5 protein-coding genes are annotated in these 4,780 nt (G+C 54.5%); 1 reads left to right on the top strand and 4 read right to left on the bottom strand.

Annotated features, from left to right (window positions below):
- The 4 genes from Q1B15_RS20035 to Q1B15_RS20020 form a co-directional block, all read right to left on the bottom strand.
- The coding region (locus Q1B15_RS20035; protein ID WP_299757235.1) for a GntR family transcriptional regulator at positions 1-483 on the bottom strand (483 nt) is incomplete at its 3' end.
- A 48-nt stretch (positions 484-531) separates the two neighbouring features.
- Entirely contained in the window at positions 532-1,797 is a 1,266-nt protein-coding gene (locus Q1B15_RS20030; protein ID WP_299757233.1) for an ABC transporter permease subunit, read from the bottom strand.
- Entirely contained in the window at positions 1,794-2,600 is an 807-nt protein-coding gene (locus tag Q1B15_RS20025; RefSeq protein WP_299757231.1) for an ABC transporter ATP-binding protein, read from the bottom strand. The genes Q1B15_RS20030 and Q1B15_RS20025 overlap by 4 nt, the downstream gene beginning before the upstream one ends.
- Before the next feature lie 137 nt (positions 2,601-2,737).
- Positions 2,738-3,742, bottom strand: a complete 1,005-nt coding sequence (locus Q1B15_RS20020) for an ABC transporter substrate-binding protein (protein WP_299757227.1) — start codon at positions 3,740-3,742, stop codon at positions 2,738-2,740.
- Positions 3,743-4,017: 275 nt separating this feature from the next.
- On the opposite strand from Q1B15_RS20020, the gene Q1B15_RS20015 reads away from it, so the two are divergent.
- Positions 4,018-4,780, top strand: a 763-nt coding sequence (locus tag Q1B15_RS20015; RefSeq protein WP_299757225.1) for an aminotransferase class III-fold pyridoxal phosphate-dependent enzyme, incomplete at its 3' end; no start/stop codon positions are given.

Raw genomic sequence — 4,780 nt, 5'->3', positions numbered from 1 at the left:
CGCGGCGAAGTCCTTTTGCCCGAGGGCCTGAAGCGCGCAAAGGCGCCAGTTTTGATGGTCGAACAACGACTGGTCGGATTGTCCGTAAATGAACGGGTAGGGGTAGCTTTGCCAATCGTCGGGGCGCGTGATTGTGCGAGCCGGCGGCGGGCGGTGATTGAGAACTCGAGCCCAGTCGAAACTGCCGTCGGTTTCGTCTTTTGACAGTTCGAAATTGGGAGAGCTGGGGGCAGTTTCCGATACGAAATATCCCGAACGACCACGGGCTACGAGATAGTCATCTGCCACAAGGTCCGTGTAGGCGATGGTAACTGTTATCCGACTGATGCTCAGATGTTTGGCCAGCATCCGGCTGGATGGCATGCGCTCGCCAGCGCGGTAACGGCCGGAAAGGATACCCTCCACGACTGCGCGTTTGATCCGGTGCTGCAGCGTGCTGTCGGGGTCGGGTTCCAGAAAGAATGTGTCGAGGTGTATGACCATATCTGGACCGATCCTGCACGAGAATCGGTCCAGATACTAGGTCCAGATTTAGGACTTACCTTTCCAAGGCACGAGATAGTCTTCGGCCTTGCGCATCAGGATGTCGATGCCGTAGCCAATGACCCCGATCAGGATGATACCCATGATCACGATGTCGGTTAGCTGGAACTTCGAGGCGACCATGATCATCATGCCCGCGCCTTTTTCCGCAGCGACAAGCTCTGCCGCCACAACCGTGCCCCAACAGACGCCCATGGCAACTCGCGCGCCGGTGAAAATCTCCGGCAGCGAATTCGGCATGATCACGTAACGCATGATCTGCCATTTGGACGCGCCGAGAGAGTAGGCCGCGTGCACCTTTGTGATGTTGACGCCAGACACGCCCGCTCGGGCGGCGATGGTCATGATCCAAAGTGCTGCAAGGAACAAAAGGATGATCTTGCCGGTTTCACCGATGCCAGCCCAAATAATCACAAGCGGGATCAAAGCGAGAGGTGGGACAGGGCGCATAAACTCAACGATCGGATCAAACCAACCACGGAACCAACCCGAGAGACCCATCGCATATCCAAGTGGGATACCAACGAGCGCGCCGAAGATAAAGCCAACAACAACGCGAAAAAGCGAGAACCCAAGGTGCTCAATAAGCGTCGAATTCTGGTACCCTTCGCTTGAGATGCTGACAAGCCGGCCCCAAACCGCTTCGGGAGATGGAAGCCAGATCGGCTCCATTTGCCAGCCCTTTGCAGGCTTGTAGTTGAGTGTGCCTTTGGACGTCATTGAAACGGCGCCACTAGCGACCGAGACTTCCTCGCCGGGCGCGATGGCTTTACCATCGATCGCAACGATTGCGGCTCCTTCTTTGCGGCCAATTTCATCGTTTGCGTCGACGCGGATCAGTTTCGAGCGCCAAGCGCCGACAATGTCACTATCGTTTTTCGCGAACCCGTCGCCTGGATCAACTTCAAGGGCCTCGACTTCTTGACCAACCCTGAAGACGCGAAAGGAAACTTCGGCGTCGTCGGTTTGTCCGTCGCTCGTTTTTACCGTGTAGCTGAAGGACGAGTCGCCAACGAACGGGCCGGGCGCATGGATTGGAGTTAGTTTCGAACCGGTAAAGGCAGCCCAGATCAAAAAGATCGCTATAACTGAGATGAAAGACGCGGCGCGATTTGGTGTGACCGCACTTTCGTCGCCGAAGGTTACGGTTTTAAGAGACGTGAAGTCTCGTGAGGCATCCATGCGCGAGTTCACGAACTGGACTGCAAAGAAGGCAGCCACAAAGATTGCGATATAGATTAAAAGAATGATCATGCCGCGTCCTCCGACCGACCCATGATCTCATCTTCCATATCCCAGATCATGTTGAGGATTTCCTCACGGGTCTCATTGTATTCGGTGTGGTGTTTTACTTCGCGCAAGTCAGCGCCGACGCCCATTTCTGCGAATGGCAGGCGGTATTCCTTATGAATGCGCCCAGGGCGGGGGGCCATTACAATAAGTCGCTCTCCTAACAAAAGGGCTTCTTCAACCGAGTGCGTGATGAGAATGATCGTCTTGCCTGTCTCTTTCCAAAGATCAAGGACCAGCGACTGCATCTTTTCACGTGTCAGCGCGTCAAGGGCGCCAAGGGGTTCGTCCATGAGGATGACGTCGGGGTCGTTGGCAAGGCAACGGGCTAGGGCAACACGTTGTTGCATGCCGCCGGATAGCTCATAGATCGCTTTGTCTTTGAAGTCTGCCAATCCGACGACCTCAAGAAGGTGATCTACTCTCGGACTGTATTCGGATTTGGGAACCTTATTCATCTTCGGACCGAACGCCACGTTCTCGCGTACATCCATCCACTCGAACAAAGCACCTTTTTGGAACACCATGCCACGTTCTTGCGCGGGGCCGGTGACGACGTGGTCGTTCAGCTGCACGGTCCCAGATGTCGGGGCCAAGAAGCCTGCAACAATATTCAGCAAAGTGGTTTTGCCACAGCCCGAGGGGCCAAGAACACTCATCAACTCGCCGCTTTGAATGTCGAGAGAGACATCCTGCAAGGCTTGCACATGACTGCCGTTCGGCAAGTCGAACCGCATCGAAATATTGTCGAGCACAAGACTAGACATAATCGGCCTCCCTGATTATTTTTGTTCTTCATTTGGCCGGGCTGTGAGCAAAGCGAGTCCGGCGGCACATCATTTACTGTGCATAAGATAAAGGCCCGGCGCGAGTAAAACCTGCGCCGGGCCGATAGTTTTTGCGATTACATTGCGTTTGCAGCAACCAACGCGCTTGTGTTGATCGTTGGCGCATAACTATCAAGCGCACCGTCAATGGAACCAGCAGCAACGAAAACGTCTGCAACGCCTTTCATCGAGCTTTGAACCGTACCGCCGAACCATGCCGCACCCAGCTGCTCTTCAACGGATGGGAACTTGAAGGTTGCCAGCGTTTCGGCTGTTGCAGTTTCATCCATACCAGCGTCTTTTGCGATGACCGGTATCATTGCGTCGGCATCGGCGCCACCAGCGTTCCAGATTGCGTTTGCATCTGCAGTCACTTTCAGGAACTTGGCCAGCAATTCGCCTTCTTCAGCGATGAAGTTCGCTGGTGCAGTCGTGGCGTCAAACACCAAAATGCCGATTTCTTCTTTTTCGGCTCCCGTCAGGAGAACGTTACCGCTTTCCTTCATGCGACGCAGCGCGCCACCCCAACCACAGGCCATGTCGATCGCCCCTTGAGCAAGAGCAGCAGCTCCTTCCGCAGGCGCCATGTCAACAACTTCCAGCGATGCAACATCAACGCCGAAGTGGGCCATCTGGCTCAGGAAACCGAAATGTGCGGCGGTGCCAAGTGGTACAGCAACTTTTTTGCCGGCTAGTTCGCCTGCGCTCATCTTGTCGATTTCAAGATCAGTGCGTACGACGCAGTTGTCGTTGTCCGAGTAGGACACGGCGATGTCGACGATCTGGATGTCCTGACCCGCAGAGGCTGCAACCACAAAAGGTGGTACACCTTGGCTGACGGATATTTGCACGTCGCCGGATGCCATTGCAGCGGACATTGCTGTGCCGGTGTCAAAGCTGACCCAGTTGACCTTGATGCCCATTGCTTCATCGTAAGCGCCAGTCACTTTGGCGTACTGAAACGGCATTGGCCATTCGAGGAAATACGCAACTGTGATCTCGTCTGCGGCTTTGGCTACGTTGACCGAGGCCATCATCGCCATGACGGCTGCGGTGCAGCCGAGAGTGATTTTCGTTTTCATACTATTCTTCCCTGAGGTTCCCGGGTTTTTTGTTTTTTGACCCGATTTCATTCACCGGGGGATACTATAGACGGATAGAAATGGAAGCCCATAGGTCCAGTAATCTTGTTGCGCTTAAGGCCAGTTTTACGTTCAGTCTGGTCTGAAGGCTCTCTTCAAAAGTCTTGTACTGGCTCTATACCCGAACAGCGACTGGCCCTAACGTGTATTTTTGGAATGAAGCAAAACAAACCGTCAAGCCGCATTCGGATGCGATTTAAAGCGAGGGAAACGCCGTGAATACGCAGATAACCAAAAATGACCTCACCCAAGTTGTGGAGGCCGACCGGGCGCATCTTTGGCATCATTTGATGCAGCATAAATCTCTTGAGTCCAATGATCCGCGGATCATCGTCGAAGGTAAGGGGATGCGGGTCTGGGACCAAAACGGCAAGGAACACCTTGATGGTGTGTCGGGCGGCGTCTGGACTGTGAACGTGGGCTACGGCCGCGAGCGTATCGCCAATGCTGTGCGCGATCAGTTGGTGAAGATGAACTACTTTGCCAATTCGGCAGGGTCGATCCCAGGATCGATTTTTGCAGAAAAGCTGATTTCCAAGATGCCGGGTATGAGCCGCGTCTACTATGTGAACTCGGGATCTGAGGCGAATGAGAAAGTCTTCAAGTTGGTGCGTCAGATTTCGCACAAGCTTTATGATGGCAAGAAATACAAAATTCTATATCGGGACCGCGACTATCACGGCTCAACACTGGCGACGATGTCGGCGGGCGGTCAGAACGAGCGAAATGCGCAATACGGACCTTTTGCGCCGGGGTTTGTGAAGGTCCCGCATTGTCTTGAGTATCGCAGCCAATTCGGCGACGTGGCCGACTATGGAATTCGGGCTGCAAACGCGATCGAAGAGGTCATTTTGCGCGAGGGGCCGGACACCGTCGGCGCGCTGTGTCTTGAGCCTGTGACGGCGGGCGGCGGCGTGATCACGCCGCCGGAAGGGTATTGGGAGCGGGTTCAGGAGATTTGCGCGAAGTACAACATAT

It is taken from the genome of uncultured Boseongicola sp., assembly GCF_937988555.1.
In the GTDB taxonomy this organism is placed as follows: domain Bacteria; phylum Pseudomonadota; class Alphaproteobacteria; order Rhodobacterales; family Rhodobacteraceae; genus Boseongicola.
Note: the sequence above shows the minus strand (reverse complement) of the source record. Positions and strands in the feature narration are given on the sequence as shown.

Excerpts from the sequence above, each read along its gene's own strand:
- Q1B15_RS20025 (WP_299757231.1), bottom strand. The coding sequence starts at position 2,600 with ATGTCTAGTCTTGTGCTCGACAATATTTCGATGCGGTTCGACTTGCCG.
- Q1B15_RS20020 (WP_299757227.1), bottom strand. The coding sequence starts at position 3,742 with ATGAAAACGAAAATCACTCTCGGCTGCACCGCAGCCGTCATGGCGATG.
- Q1B15_RS20030 (WP_299757233.1), bottom strand. The coding sequence starts at position 1,797 with ATGATCATTCTTTTAATCTATATCGCAATCTTTGTGGCTGCCTTCTTT.